This window comes from Sphingomonas sp. PP-CE-3G-477, from assembly GCF_003050745.1.
Classification (GTDB): domain Bacteria; phylum Pseudomonadota; class Alphaproteobacteria; order Sphingomonadales; family Sphingomonadaceae; genus Sphingomonas.
Map to the genome: position 1 here is coordinate 289,894 of NZ_QAOF01000005.1, position 13,415 is coordinate 303,308.

Consider the following 13,415-nt stretch of genomic DNA (forward strand, 5'->3'; position numbering starts at 1 on the left):
GATTCGTGTAGAACCGATGCCCGCCTGCCTTAACGCGTGGGGGTCCGAACCATTTCCTGTGCCAGTAGCCGGGTGTCTATGCTGCGATGTGTAGGCATTGCCCGACTTCCTTGTGCGTGAGCCTTCCGCGCGCGCCCTCCGCCGTGCCCGCTGTGACGATAGATTTCTAATCGAGTATCTGGCTGCAACCATTCATTCCCACGTCCTATCACGAAGGGCGGGGGCGAGGGTTTCCCGGTCATCGCCTAAAGGTAGTAGCGTTTTAACACCGGAATAAATCCATAAGTTTAAATAAAATCTCAAATTAAACAAATTCAGTAAACATACAGTATATAAAATTTAACACTACTTACAAAAATTGGATTGACCCAGCACGGTTCATAATGCATCCAACCACTGGTCGCCCCATTTTGGAGCAAGTTAACCTCTTTATCTATATAGATACGAAGATATGTTAATTTGAAAGCGAACATACTGTAAAAAAGTAACTTGAATGAAGTACGAGAAAATACCAACAGAAAGTCTATTAGATAAAGCTAAAAACGACCTGCATGAGACGTTATTAACCTATTCCGGGAGCGACGTAGAACTCCTTAATACCGGGCTAGTGAACCTTATAGATCATCTTGATAAAGGGTTGCGCGGAGAGCTAAATCCTAGGTACTACCTTAGTTCTATTGACCCCGGTATCGGTAAAACCGAGTGCTATTGCAGCTTCATCAAAAGCTGGAAGAAAATGGGATTCAACCCAGAGGGAAGCATTCTAATAGCCGTGCATACCAAGGAGGAAATCCGTTCGATTATACGCCGGTGTGGCCTTGATAGCGAGGATTTCGCGTGTCTAACGGGGGAGGATGCCACCAACGAGCTTGGGCGCGGTGAGGCAGGTATCAATAGCGCACGGGTGCTGTTTACTACCCATGCGATGCTCCACAGCCGTACAGCGGGCAAGCTGTTTTCCAGCGCTAAGGAATTCCACTACCTAGGCGCACCACGAACGCTGCGAATATGGGATGAAGCGTTCTTGCTTGCCCAGCCGGTTACGCTGTCGATGCACGACTTAACCCGCCTGTCGCATAGCATCAGGTCCACCGACCCTCACTTACTCACTAGCATTGACGCGTTGGCTACCCGCATGGTGGACGGCGCTGCCGACGACTGCATTGTTGTTCCCCGTGAGATCGCCAGCCTAGCGAGCGCTGCCAAGGGCGCGAAGCAGCTTAGCGACACCGAAAAGCGAACTCTTCGATACTTAACCTTAGTCGCTGGCACAGCTATGGTTCTGCGATCTGTTGGCGGCGTGCTCGGGCGCGTTTTGGTAGGGGCATCCGCCCCCCTTCCTGCTGATGTGGCCCCCGTTATCATCCTGGACGCCTCGGGGCGCGTTCGCGGTACGTATAAAGCGCAGGAAGCTGGAACGGCCAAACTCGTTCGGCTTACGCCAAGCGTCCGCGATTACGGCAACGTCCGCGTACATGTATGCAAGACAACAGCCGGCAAGACTGGACTGGCAGGCGATGCATACCGCGAGCAGCTTTACCGCGCCTCGGCCAAGATAATCGACTCGAAACCACACGAAGAATGGCTTGTCATATCGTACAAGAGCGACAACACACTCGATATCGAAAGCGATATTAAAAGCTTTGTTGCAAAGCCTAGCAGTATCCGTTTCCTGAATTGGGGCCGCCATCACGGGACTAACGAGTTCCGTGACTGCAAGAACATACTTATCATCGGCAGCCACCTGTACGGCCCCGACGGGTATCACGCGCTTGAACTAGCAGCGTCTGGATTACCCGCCGATAAATTCCACGGTCCTTCGAAAGGTTTTGCGGCCGATGAACTTTGCCATAACCTGCTACAAGCCGTCATGCGTGGCAATGCACGTAGCGGTATCAGCAGCATCGCTGGCGAATGTGACGTTTACGTCTTTGTATCCAATAAATATAATCCGGTGAGTTGTATCAAAGCCGCGTTGCCCAACTGCAATGTTCGCGACTGGAATGCCTTAAATCGATCTTTACGAGGATCAGCAAAAAAAGCTTTCGACTATATCGCTTCGTACTTTTCAAGTACGACTGCAAAGTCTCTCACAAAAGCGAACGTAAGTAGTCATATCGGGATTAAAAGTGCTTCGAGCTTTGCAAGAATTATTCGTTCCGCAGTATTTAAGGATAAATTAAATAAAATAGGCGTTGGCATTGCGAGAACAACATTCACCAGAATGATTTAAGAAATTCGTGAAGTTAGCTCAAAGACCCGTACAAGAGTTTTCCTTTGAAGAGCTACCCATGTAGCTTGGTAGGCCAAAAACCGTCTGTACGGGGCTAGAGTGTACTATAAGCGGCCTGTAAGTTTCGCCATCCCCGTAGACAATCTCTGTAGGCTTACAAATCCTTTAGAGTAGTGAACGCGAACTGCCCGAAGCTCACCAAGGCAACACCATCTGCGCCGCTTCGGCATCTACGGGCTGATACAGGGCACCATAAACGAACTGCGCGACTTCGAGCCGCGCATCCGCCCGTAAGCCCTCCCGTGGCGCAGTGAGGCCGATCAACGCCCATGCAGGCGCATCTTCGATGAGCGATGCAATGCGTTCGGGTGTGATGGCGCCGCCCGTCACTGGATCGTCTCGTAAGGATCGTGCCCGCGTCGGCGTAACTCCGCTTTGAGCGGTTCCAACAGGATTTCAGGACCGTCTTCAACGGACCGCGATAGAATTACCTGTAGCTCGTAGACCGAGAAACGGGCGATGTTCTCAAGAATCGGATGCTGTTCCATGCCCCGATCTTACTGGAACAAATCCGGAACACCAGCCCCTACCCGCCTACCTTGCGGAGTAACAAAGCATACCACCGCCCTTAAATCATTTTTCGTTCCGGTTTTACCCCCTTGCGCTTCACGAACCCCGCTGAAGTCCACGCGTCGCGAATACTCCGCTCGACCAATCCGCACCTGAATAGGACGAATCGAGCCTCGAACAAAAGCGTCAACCACTTGTCGTTCTCGTAGTTTTGTCACAATGTCTTGGGGTTGCGTTCGGGGGCGGACCAAATCGCTGGTAGAACAGCCGGCGAGTTTGACGCTCAAAACACCTGTTCCGGTGAAAGGCTGTGCTGTGCCCTACGAATGCGGTTTCCCTTATTCGATCACTTTGCCTTCGCCAGCTACTTCGGCTGCGTGTTCGGCTACGCCAGTCCCTATGGCTGCTATTATGGTTATGTTGACGGTGCGGTCAACTATTATCGCGTGGTCGTTGCGATGGTCGTTATCTACGATGTTGCGTTGGCTCCTTACTCTGCACCTAACTGCGGTCTCATGTTCATTATTAGGTTCGATGGTCGATCCTGCGTTGGCTACGGTGATTGCGCCATGAAAACCAACGAACCCGATGTTGCGAAGGCTTATATCGCTAAAGGCCAATACGGTTGGGCGTTTGGCATCATGGTGCTGCGGTTTGCTACCTTGGCGCTCCTTGGCGTCTGCACCTCCACAGCCTTGCCCAAGACGATCACAGCCGCGTCAACCGCGTGGACAGCACTCCACGCCCCTAACGCAACGAAGGCGAAAGCGGAGCGCTAGCTGGATTGAGGCTGCGGCTCGCCTCGCGCCTTTATAAGAGAGCGCAACTGTTTTTGAAGGCTCGTACTGTTGAAGTGCGACTGAACATGAGTGAACCCTTCGCGGACCAACTGCTTTCGAATGTCATGCACCGTGGCCGCTGTGCCGGTCCGCGCAATCTCGAATGCCCGCTGTATAATCGTCATCGCCGAAAGCTATCACGATCACCCAAGAACGGAGACCGTTTTTGGAGGCGTAACAAAAGTTACTTTTCGTGGCACCTTTTCTGATTAATGTATGTTTATGCCTTCATGGAAATCGACCCTCTACGCGCCGCCTATGATGCGGGTCTAAAAAGCGGTCTCGAAAAGGGGTTTCCGAACGCCTGTCCCTTCACAGTGCATGAAGCTATGGACGAACGGTTCGCTTGGTTGAGCGGGTTTAGTGTCGGCAAGATCGTGCGGACAGGTAAATCTTGACGATACGACTGGACACTCAATCAGTATCACGGGGCTTGTGCGCCATTATAGTCCGGCGTGAGATCGCCGCCTCTAAAAGATGCATTGAAGTGGATAGGTTGGTCGTGTCCCGGGTGATGGTGTAGCTCAGCGGTAGTGAAGCTGACCGGCCGCGCGCTATCATCGAGCGCTGTAGCGGCCGGTTAGGTTCACGGGTGGCCATCGAAAATCTTCGGATAGGTTTGGGTTGCGAGACTCAACCAACGGAGATTTTCGATGACCGACGATACGATGAACCTGCAGGCGCTGGTGGGAAAGAGCGCGGATGCAGATTTCCTGCGTGAGATGATTGGCTTTGCCGCACAGCGGCTGATGGACCTGGAGGTCGGTAGTCTGACCGGCGCGGGTTATGGCGAGAAGAGCAGTGACCGCCTCGCGCAACGTAACGGTTACCGCGAACGGGACTGGGAAACGCGGGCCGGCACCGTTGAACTGCGCATCCCCAAGCTGAGGACGGGCAGCTACTTTCCCGCCTTCCTGGAGCCCCGGCGCCTTTCCGAGAAAGCGCTGACCGCGGTCGTCCAGGAGGCGTATATCCAAGGCATCTCGACCCGTTCGGTCGACGACCTGGTGAAGGCCATGGGGATGAGCGGCATCTCGAAAAGCCAGGTGAGCCGGCTGTGCGAGGAGATCGACGTCCGCGTGAAGGCGTTCCTCGAGCGGCCTATCGAGGGCGACTGGCCATACGTGTGGATCGACGCGACGTACCTGAAAGTGCGTCAGGCTGGTCGGATCGTCTCGGTCGCGGTCACCATCGCGGTCGGCGTGAACGGCGACGGCCGGCGCGAGGTACTCGGCATGGCGATCGGTGCGTCGGAGGCCGAGACGTTCTGGACGGACTTCCTCCGCGGCCTCGCACGGCGGGGCCTACGCGGCGTGAAGCTCATCATCTCGGATGCCCACGAGGGCATCAAAGCTGCCGTATCGCGGGTGTTCAGCGCAACGTGGCAACGGTGCCGCGTGCATTTCGCGCGTAACGCCACGGCCCATGCCGGCAAGAGCGGGCGGCGCGTCGTCTCGGCCTTCATCGCCACCGCTTACGCACAGGAGACGCCGGAGGCCGCCAAGGGGCAATGGCGCAAGGTCGCCGACCAGCTCAGACCCAGCGTTCCTAAACTCGCAAAGCTGATGGATACGGCGCAGGAGGACGTGCTCGCCTACATGTCGTTCCCGCCGCAGCATCGCACCAAGCTACATTCGACCAATCCGCTCGAACGCCTCAACGGCGAGATCAAGCGGCGCACCAATGTCGTCGGAATCTTCCCCAACGAGGATGCCATTACCCGTCTCGTCGGTGCCATCCTGCTCGAGCAAAACGATGAGTGGGCGGTTCAGCGGGGACGCTACATGACACTGGAAAGCGTCACGCAATTGAGCGATGATCCCACGGTCACGTTGTCGTCCATGGCGGCGTGATCGACCCGGCTATGCCCGGAGATCAAGGCGGCTACGCCGCTGAAGCTACACCACGCGGTGGGACACGATCGATAGGTTTGCGCCGACCAGCGTATCCCCCTCTTCCGCCATTAGCTCTTGAACGCGGTTGAGCAATGCAAGCGCTTCGCTGTAACGATCCATGACGCTCCTGAACTCTGTGAGTTGGAGCAATAGATGGGACGGGTAATGGTTTCGAACGAATCTCCGAACATATGTTAAGAATATGTGACCTGTGCCATTTTGCCTACCGTCCGCTGCTTACCCGCCGCCCTTGCGTTGAGCGGGTTAAGCGTCAGCAAGATCGGTCGGACGGACCAAGGCTAGTTCGCTAGCTACGTTCAGTTGCCAAGACAGAATGACCCTTCTCCCGAAAACCATACACTGGCCCCATGTGTGAAGGTCGATCGAATGCCGGTGCCGTCAGACTCGACAGGGGTAGCGGCTTAGGAGCTTCCTGCTAGGACTTCGGTCGTTTGGGGTTTTGCCAAGACGTTTGCGACAGCCGCCGCTGGATCAATCGTTAGGGCGCGCGATATGTCGACAAATTCCACAACGTCCAGCCGCCGCTCACCTGTCTCGTAGCGGCTAACGAACTGCTGATGTCTGTCAAGGCGATCCGCTGGCGCACTTTGTCATAGCCCTGCCGCGTGACGATCTGCCAACTTAGGGGCCGTAAGCGAGCGGGAGCGTAGAGGCGAACGAACAATATCAAAGGCTAGCTTCAAAAAGATAATCATACCCCGTCCAGTACTACCCAAGCGGTGGTAGATATTGGAGCAATGGCGCCGCCCTACTCGCCCTATCAAACAAATTCGCACCCGTGTTCATAACGCCGTCGAGTGTCTGTAACTTATCCCCCCACGACTTAACCTTATCCATTATAGTGTCTAGTCCCGCTTTCGATTCAGGCGTGGTTTGGATATCCGCTCGTCGGAGTTTCATCGATAATTCAAAATAGGCTTGAAGGGCTGCTTCAAGACCGAAGATCGGAATATGCCGCAGCATCGTCGATAGGGCCGCAAGATGCTTTCGTGCGACGTCGCGCACGACCGGATCAATTTCCTTGTTATCAAATTGCGCGATGAGATCGTCGACCTCTTTAGCTAAATCGACAGCTTCTAAAGGCGTATTTTGATCGAACGGAACACCGGCCGCGCTTAACAAAATCACCAAATTAGATATGAAACCAGGCGCGCTAGAATTTAGCGAGTTTAGTGGGCCGCCAAGTGCGCCGATGGCGAAAGCTGCGCTTACAGCATCAATTGCACTTCTGACTCCGGCCTTAGCCTCATCAACTAGTTGGCTATGGTCAATTACGATGCGCGCCATATTACACTGTTCGATTAAGTAAGCCGATATACGAGCCGCAGTACTTTGATTAAGGCCGCGAGCCCCTCCCATATTAGCCGAGGCACCAGGCCTATTCCCTGTTGCAAGATAATTTATAAACTGCATTGCCGTAACATTTTGCGATGCAGATAATTCCTGGACCTTTCGAAGGATCGCAAGAATGTTCCGAAGACTTTGATCGTCCATATCTGTGCCGCCATTTGGTTTATTTTCGCTTAGAATGGCGCAGAATGTCTAACCACGCAATGCAAGAGGGCCTCCTTTCATAGGAATACGCCAAGGGATCAGTTAGGAGTGTTTGCAATTCCAAGGGCGCAATAGCGTTTGACGGTAGCATTCGATAAGCCGAACTGCGCTGCCGTCGCCGTGATGCTCGCACCGTTGGTCTTTCGCCAGGCGATTATCGCAGTCCTGTCACCTGCAACCGGACGCCCTAGGCTTGGCTTTCCCCGATGCGTTTTTCCAGTAGCGGCGAGCGACGCCTTAGCCGCAGCCCTACCGGCATCGCACCGCTCTTTAATTCGCGCCCGTTCCATATCCGCCATCTGCGCAAGTACGGCAACGATAAGCTCTCCGACGCCACGCCCGATCGCGCCTAAGCCCTTCACGTCCACTGTAACGCCTTTATCGAGCAGCTGTCGAATAACGCCTTGCACATCGAGGGCGTCCCTGCCGATCCGATCGATCGCGTAGACGTATAGGGTGTCACCTTCCCGGATGTAAGAAAGCAAGGCTGCGAAGCCGCTACGATCCGCAGCTAACGTTGCTCCGCTAATACCCTCGTCCGCGAACTCCCGGTCGAACACACCGCCGAGCGCCTGCCGCTGCGCTTCTATCGATTGGTCGGATGTAGAGACACGGTAGTAGGCGATGCGTGACATAAGGCTGCGTCCGAGTCGTTCAAAAGATAGACTCTATTTATGAGCCTAGCGCAGATTTGTGGAGTCCTATCTTTAGAGCCTATACCGATGCTCGTTCCGCCGGTGGCTCAAAACGTGCAACTTTTGGCCGCTGATGGCCAAAGGCGAACTGTGTCTTGCCGGGGCCGTCTATCATCTCGGCCGACGAAGCGGCATTGATTCAAAGAAGCATCGAGAATGAGGTAGTTACGCTTGCATCTGCCTACACCGTATCCGTAGGCTGTCGTATCGCTTACCGGAATGAGGTTCAGTGTTGGAAACGTCAGCCTACAACATACTGCATATCACTGATCTGCACTTCACTCATCGCGGTGACGCAGGACGTGAACAGAAAGAGGTAATAAAAGCTCTTCTGGCGGATATAGAGAATTTGATATCAGGGGGTCTAAAGCCAGACCTAATAATATTCAACGGTGACGCCGTACAGAATGCGGATGAAAAAGGGGTATATTGGGACCTAACCGAGTCGCTATTCGAACCACTTCTGCAAAAGTGTCGATTGAACGGGTCTAACTTACTTGTCGTTCCTGGAAATCACGACGTGATGAGGACAGGCGCGTTTAAGCACGCCGCCGTACATCGTGAATTTATGCATAAGTTCACCGTATCGGACACGGAAAAGTTTTTTTATGAGGATGTAAGTTCAGGAGTTCAGAAAGACAAGTTTGTTACCTACGACGAGTTTGTTGAACTAAACAGTGCTCATTCCGTGGGGTCCAAGCACGATTTCGATGTTATCGAGATCGAGAGTTTGTCGACGGCCTTTTGCCTAATGAATACTGCGTACAGCAGTGCGGGCGGCCATCCCGAGATAGAGCGTGATGAGTATGGCAAACTGGTACTGGCGCCGACAAGAGTTCGTCAGGCTGCCGAGGATATCGCGAAAACCTCAATGCCGCTTCGTGTATTTATAGGGCACCATCCTAGGGAATGGTTCAAAGAGGACTGCGGTCGCCCCTTCGAAAGGGAAGTAATCCAAGGATTCGATGTTCATTTTGCCGGGCACGTTCATCTAAACGATCCTAACACCATATCCTCAAGCAACGGGAGTTGCTTGCGAGTTCAGACTGGCGCGCTTCATGACAATACTGTGCCATGGAACGGGTTTTCCGTGGTAAGAATAGCGCCCAACGAGAAGAAGTACGAGATAAGGCCGTACCGCTACATAGTTGATCAGCATAGATTTGTTGTGGCAAACGAGATTGGCGAGGATGGCATATATTATCCCTCACCAGCAGATCGCGCATTTTGGAAGGCGAGGCCTGCCATTAATAGGAAAGCGATTGCGGGTTGGATCAGCGAAAGTTTACTACCACACTTTAAAGGCAGGCATGGCGACACACTTACTGGTCAATCTCTAAAAGATGTTTTTCAGGAACATCCTATGCAAACTCGCTTGAGCGATTTTGAAGATACCTCTATACCAAAAGACTTCGAGACTGACATTACATTTGCACAAATGTGCGCGTCGTCGGAAAATTATTCAATAATTGGCGATAACAATTTTGGAAAATCGACATTTATACGTCGGCTAGCGCTAGAGCTAATGGATCGATGTGTTTTAAAGGACAGCGTAACGATACCAGCGCTCTTCGATTTTAAGGATATAACGGAGACCGGTGAGGGCGTTCTCAAAGCCATCAGGTCTGCCGCCCCCGATATCGAAGCCGTCGTTCCGCTTAGGCAGTTACTTTCCGAGGGCCTCGTAACAATAATCATCGATGATATAAATCCGCGTGACGATAAAAGATTCAAGGCCTTAATGAAATTCACCGAGCAGTACCCAAGGGGGCGGTATATTTTTACAGCCCATCCTGTCAAAGGTACGGCACTACCGCTAACAGAAAGCTTTGATCAGGCTGTTTCATTCAAAGAAATCGCTTTGATGCCCTTGAAGACAAGGGGGATTCGTGCATTTGCCGAAAAGCACTTTTCCGAACTCGAGCCGGCATCTTGCGATCGTTTGGTTACAAAAATAGTTTCCACACTCCGGCAAGCAGCACTTCCGCCCACGGCCTTTTCCGTATCAGTACTACTCGCGGTAATAACCGACATTGATAACGATATACTTATCAATGAAGTAAATCTAATTGAACGTTTTGTAGAGTATCTCCTAAAGAGGGAGCGCGCCGTTGAAACCGCGCGATCAACATTTAACTTCGCCGATAAGCTCAGATGCCTGGCATTTGTGGCTGAGAAAATGGTGAGGGCGGGTGAGTATGATCTGTCATATGACGATCTTCTTGCTTATGTAGAGCAATATATCTTTGATATTGGATATGCTCATCCGGCTGACCAGATTCTGAACAGATTTATTGATCAGAAGGTATTCAGGCAGACCGAGTCGGGGCTGTATCGTTTTTATCTACGGGCGTTTCTTGAATACTTTTCGGCTCAAAGAATGAGTTATAGTCCCGAGTTTTACGACTGGATTATGGAACCATCAAGATATCTGTCTTACGTTCACGAAATCGAGTTTTATTGCGGATTGCCAAATAATCAAAACGATCAGGCAACCTTGATGACAATAGCCGAACGCCATGATAAAATCGTGGCAGAAAGTAAGACGGCATCGCTCGCCAATTTTGCAAACTTCGATACCGTTGAATTGCCTAGTGATAAAGATGGTTCGCGTTTCAGCGAAGTGACAGAGCAACTCAAGATTCCCAAACTTACGTTAGAAGAGCGTGATGCCAGAGTAGATGCCGAAATAGCACTTACGACGACTACCCAAGATGCATATAGGCCCGACGTATCTGGCAGTGGCAATCGGGAGTTTCTGAGTCTGACTCTGTATTCGAGTGCTCTCCGGAACCTCGAACACCTTCGTCGTGAGGAAAAAGATGCTCATCTTAAATCAATATTAGATAGCTGGGTCGTCTATATGATTCAGGCCTTTGCATTAATTCCGAACATAGTGAAGCATAGATCGTATCGCGTAAACGGGATAACTTACAGGACGTTTGCGCCATCTGCGGTTTCCGACGAGAAGCTAACTAGAATGCTGATGTTGTATCTCCCGAGTGGAAGCTCATCGGTAATGCGAAGCTATCTTGGTACCGAGAAACTTGTCAGGCAATTTGAATTTGATACTGACGGCAGTGAACCGTCAATCATAAAAATCATGCGCCTATTTATGTTAGCCGATCTCGATACTGCAAATTGGCCCGCATTGGCCCTAAAGATGAAGAAGCAGTTCCATGGAAAAACGTACCTTTCCGGGGCGTTGATGTGGAAGTTGAATACGATTATCAAGCTACGTGAGATTGCCCCGGAAAAGCAGACTCGCGTGATCGAAATCCTTGCTCGCATGTCTGCCGAGGATTCGTCTAACGATCCCGCGCAAATATCTAAGGCCTATTCTCGAAGGCTAACCGAGCTTCAAAACTCTCTTCGGGTTCGAAACCTACATCAAAAGGCTGAGATGCGTAGTGTAAAGATTACTATGTCCTCGGATACGCGGGAAGTCGGTGACTCATCGATCTACTAAAAGGCATTGGAAGACAGGCCCTTTAATCGACTAGTAAATCATGACCTTTCGATGAGGCGCGTATTGGCTGCGCGTCTCATCAGCGCTTCGCAGAATGACGCGAGTATGGTTAGAAGCATCTTACGCTCTGTGTCTATGGCCGTCACGGGCGCTTCTTGATCAATGATTGCTATCAAGGCCATCACTCGGTGGAACCAACGCCCGCGTGCCTTCACGTTTTCGGTGCCGAACCTCTTCCTATGCCAATCGGCAAGCGTGGAGACGGCAGGTTCGATTACGTGGCTCACTTGCGATGAAGCCCATCGAGCGTGCAAGCCCAGCGTCGCAGCTAGTTTCTATGGTGAAACGTGCCAGCCGCCGCCGGGCAGGGTGTAGATACCCCTACCCCGCCCGTTGTGTGCAGATAGCAGGAAAATCCTGCTAAATCGGCAGCTATCGGCCTTCTGCGGCCCACCTTCGGTCTATCTCCGCTATCTTCCTATCGATCGCGTCTATCGCGGCTTGCGCAGGCTCGCCATTCACGCGGCAGTGCCGAGGCATAGGGCGCACAGGGTGTAAGGCGCATGAGACTACCGGGCATGTAGCGATCTGCTCTAGGAACGTCCCGGGCGCAGTTTCGTCATATCCACATGATTTACATTTTTTGTTTATAAGTTCCATTCTGGATGCCATCTATAATGTCTTTCTTAATTGTAGTTCTCCTTATTTGTAAGGTTAGGTGGTTGCCTATTCGGTGAATCGGCGATGACGTGATAGCGCTTATTCTACGTTTTTTCAATCGAAAGCTTTGTGACCTACGGATTGATTACCAAATACGGCAATCAGCGGCGAGCGTTGCCGTTGATAAAGGCGTTAAGTGCCGCCACACGGTAGAACCGGCGCCCCCCCACCTTTACGCTTTCCGGCCCCAATCCCTTCCTGTGCCAGTCAGCAAGCGTCGAGACAGCTAGTCCGAGGTACGAGGCTGCCTCCTTCCGTGTGAGCCGCCCTACGGCCCCCTCCGCCGCCGCTTTCAAATCGATCTTCACTGTATGCTCCTGCTGCCCAGAGGTCGTTGCGCGTGACGCGAACCGCGGAATGCCGCGCCATGTACCGGGCAAATTGAGCTAGTCAACCCAAGCATCCAGCTTACCGATAGTTTAGAAAGGTGTGGGCTAAGTATAGAACTAGATATCTGAACTAGATATATGAAGTATCTCTGTCGCCAAATCGTTAGTCTGCTCAAAACGCTATGTTCTTGACTCCATGAGATCGGCTGCGGCACTTCGGCGTATCAGCAAGGACTCGGTACATGGCACTTCGACTCGTTAAACTCTCTAGACCTGCAATCCGTGCGCTCTCCGCCGGGGAGAAAATTATCGAACACGGCATCACTGTGGAAAGGCTTGCGAACGGCGATGCGGCTTACAGCATCAACGTCATGGTCGATGGGCAGCGTATCCACCGGGTTGTTGGTCGCGAAAGCGAGGGGGTAAGGCGTGAGCAGGCCCAAAAGTTGATTGAGAAGCTTCGCACCGAAGCGAGGGAGGATCGACTAAATTTGCCTAAGGGGCGGAAGATGGCCCTGTCCTTCGATGCCGCTGCGACAGACTACCTCAACAGGTTAGACCGGGAGGGTGGCAAGGGCGTGGCGCGGAAACGGCAGCACATTGTAACTTGGCTGACACCCGCCTTCGGTAAGAAACGTCTCGATGGAATTTCAGAAAGTGATATCAAAGGGTTCATTGAGAGCCGCCGCCGCTACGGTGCGAAGGACTCCACCATCAATCGTGAACTTGCGACGCTTTCCCATCTTTTGCGGAGCGCAGTCCGCTGGAAGTGGATAGGCCGCGATAAAACCCCGACGATTGATCGCCTTCGGGAGGGAGCCGGGCGCATCATTGCTCTTTCCCCGGCGCAATGCGACGGGCTTTTACAGGCAGCCTTAGGCGATCAAGACAGCGATCTTTGGCTCTTCGTCTTGGTCTGTCTTCAAACTTCAATGCGTCACGGAGAGGCCCGGCGGCTGCGCTGGGAGCACTACGATGCTCACAGGAGGCGTTTCTGTAGCGCGTCGATTACGGTGAGCGGTCTGGCGTCAATTAGGTTGAGCGCCTGAGGGTGATTTGAGACTGATCGAAACATAGGATTTGGTCAAGG

The 13,415-nt window shown here is 52.5% G+C and carries 10 protein-coding genes; 5 read left to right on the forward strand and 5 right to left on the reverse strand.

The genetic code is table 11. The features are described from left to right. The first annotated feature begins 493 nt into the window (after positions 1–493). Positions 494–2,233, forward strand: a complete 1,740-nt coding sequence (locus C8J45_RS18935; RefSeq protein ID WP_146168620.1) for a hypothetical protein — start codon at positions 494–496, stop codon at positions 2,231–2,233. Between the two features lie 195 nt (positions 2,234–2,428). Here the strand turns inward: C8J45_RS18935 and C8J45_RS12655 are convergent, their stop codons facing one another. Then, the gene (locus tag C8J45_RS12655; RefSeq protein WP_107963511.1) at positions 2,429–2,623 is read right to left on the reverse strand and encodes a DUF6771 family protein; all 195 of its coding nucleotides are present in this window, start codon (positions 2,621–2,623) and stop codon (positions 2,429–2,431) included. Then, the gene (locus tag C8J45_RS19265; protein WP_181321210.1) at positions 2,620–2,781 is read right to left on the reverse strand and encodes a hypothetical protein; all 162 of its coding nucleotides are present in this window, start codon (positions 2,779–2,781) and stop codon (positions 2,620–2,622) included. Before C8J45_RS19265 ends, C8J45_RS12655 begins: the two co-directional genes overlap by 4 nt. 348 nt (positions 2,782–3,129) lie before the next feature. Between C8J45_RS19265 and C8J45_RS12660 the strand changes: the two genes are divergently transcribed. Further along, the gene (locus C8J45_RS12660; protein WP_107963512.1) at positions 3,130–3,582 is read left to right on the forward strand and encodes a hypothetical protein; all 453 of its coding nucleotides are present in this window, start codon (positions 3,130–3,132) and stop codon (positions 3,580–3,582) included. A gap of 713 nt (positions 3,583–4,295) precedes the next feature. Further along, on the forward strand, positions 4,296–5,495 hold the full coding sequence (locus tag C8J45_RS12670; protein WP_107963514.1) for an IS256 family transposase: 1,200 nt from the start codon (positions 4,296–4,298) through the stop codon (positions 5,493–5,495). A 771-nt stretch (positions 5,496–6,266) separates the two neighbouring features. Here the strand turns inward: C8J45_RS12670 and C8J45_RS18940 are convergent. Beyond that, on the reverse strand, positions 6,267–6,845 hold the full coding sequence (locus C8J45_RS18940) for a hypothetical protein (RefSeq protein ID WP_146168622.1): 579 nt from the start codon (positions 6,843–6,845) through the stop codon (positions 6,267–6,269). 305 nt (positions 6,846–7,150) lie between these two features. Continuing rightward, positions 7,151–7,747, reverse strand: a complete 597-nt coding sequence (locus C8J45_RS12680) for a recombinase family protein (RefSeq protein WP_107963515.1) — start codon at positions 7,745–7,747, stop codon at positions 7,151–7,153. A gap of 289 nt (positions 7,748–8,036) precedes the next feature. Here C8J45_RS12680 and C8J45_RS12685 point away from each other — a divergent pair, with 289 nt between their 5' ends. Next, positions 8,037–11,276, forward strand: coding sequence for a metallophosphoesterase (locus tag C8J45_RS12685; protein WP_107963516.1), 3,240 nt, complete (start codon positions 8,037–8,039; stop codon positions 11,274–11,276). Positions 11,277–12,097: 821 nt separating this feature from the next. On the opposite strand, the gene C8J45_RS12695 is transcribed toward C8J45_RS12685, so the two are convergent. Further along, on the reverse strand, positions 12,098–12,304 hold the full coding sequence (locus tag C8J45_RS12695) for an AlpA family transcriptional regulator (RefSeq protein ID WP_258191435.1): 207 nt from the start codon (positions 12,302–12,304) through the stop codon (positions 12,098–12,100). Between the two features lie 263 nt (positions 12,305–12,567). Here C8J45_RS12695 and C8J45_RS12700 point away from each other — a divergent pair, with 263 nt between their 5' ends. Then, positions 12,568–13,374, forward strand: a complete 807-nt coding sequence (locus C8J45_RS12700; RefSeq protein ID WP_107963518.1) for a site-specific integrase — start codon at positions 12,568–12,570, stop codon at positions 13,372–13,374. The last annotated feature ends 41 nt before the right edge of the window (positions 13,375–13,415 follow it).

What these genes read in the sequence shown, in the direction of transcription:
- C8J45_RS18935 (WP_146168620.1), top strand. Translation starts at nt 494, where the DNA reads ATGAAGTACGAGAAAATACCAACAGAAAGTCTATTAGATAAAGCTAAA.
- C8J45_RS19265 (WP_181321210.1), bottom strand. Translation starts at nt 2,781, where the DNA reads ATGGAACAGCATCCGATTCTTGAGAACATCGCCCGTTTCTCGGTCTAC.
- C8J45_RS12660 (WP_107963512.1), top strand. Translation starts at nt 3,130, where the DNA reads ATGCGGTTTCCCTTATTCGATCACTTTGCCTTCGCCAGCTACTTCGGC.
- C8J45_RS12670 (WP_107963514.1), top strand. Translation starts at nt 4,296, where the DNA reads ATGACCGACGATACGATGAACCTGCAGGCGCTGGTGGGAAAGAGCGCG.
- C8J45_RS18940 (WP_146168622.1), bottom strand. Translation starts at nt 6,845, where the DNA reads ATGGCGCGCATCGTAATTGACCATAGCCAACTAGTTGATGAGGCTAAG.
- C8J45_RS12680 (WP_107963515.1), bottom strand. Translation starts at nt 7,747, where the DNA reads ATGTCACGCATCGCCTACTACCGTGTCTCTACATCCGACCAATCGATA.
- C8J45_RS12700 (WP_107963518.1), top strand. Translation starts at nt 12,568, where the DNA reads ATGGCACTTCGACTCGTTAAACTCTCTAGACCTGCAATCCGTGCGCTC.